The organism is Fictibacillus nanhaiensis, assembly GCF_023715445.1.
Lineage (GTDB): Bacteria > Bacillota > Bacilli > Bacillales > Fictibacillaceae > Fictibacillus > Fictibacillus nanhaiensis_D.
This window is the reverse complement of sequence record NZ_JAMBOD010000043.1, coordinates 1-465: the sequence shown is the minus strand read 5'-3', so window position 1 is coordinate 465 and position 465 is coordinate 1. Positions and strand designations below refer to the sequence as shown.

Annotated in this window: 1 protein-coding gene; it reads left to right on the top strand. The window is 54.6% G+C overall.

Translation table 11 applies throughout. The features are described 5' to 3' along the window. Window positions 1–212 precede the first annotated feature (212 nt). The coding region (gene coaE / locus M3196_RS21775) for a dephospho-CoA kinase (RefSeq protein ID WP_425311040.1) at window positions 213–465 on the top strand (253 nt) is incomplete at its 3' end.

Genomic DNA, 465 nt, shown 5'->3' with positions numbered 1-465 from the left:
CCAGTGACGTTATCATACGCGCGAATCAGGCCCGCGCAAGACTGCGATTTTCACTTTTTTTACGCTACAATCGTATAAATTTACCTGGTGAATGGAGAAAAAGGCGCCTATGCCTTCCCCTGCCGGAGTATTGTTTTTAACCATTTGATTTGCTTGATTAAAACAAACAGTATAGCGGACGGCGATCCCGGTTGGCGCGGGGTCCTCACGACATGCTCACTGTCGCCTCCCCGGCGCGCTGCCAGTCATCGCTGTCTGCCTGCAAAAAATACGAGCAATCCGTTTCAGGGTCAGAAGATATGGGGTACACAGTCGCGTTAACAGGCGGGATCGGCAGCGGTAAAAGTACGGTCGCCGACGCCTTCGCGCAGCTTGGGGTTAAGGTTATCGATGCCGATGTTATCGCCCGTCAGGTGGTCGAGCCCGGTACCCCGGCGCTCCAGGCCATTGTCGGCCACTTTGGAC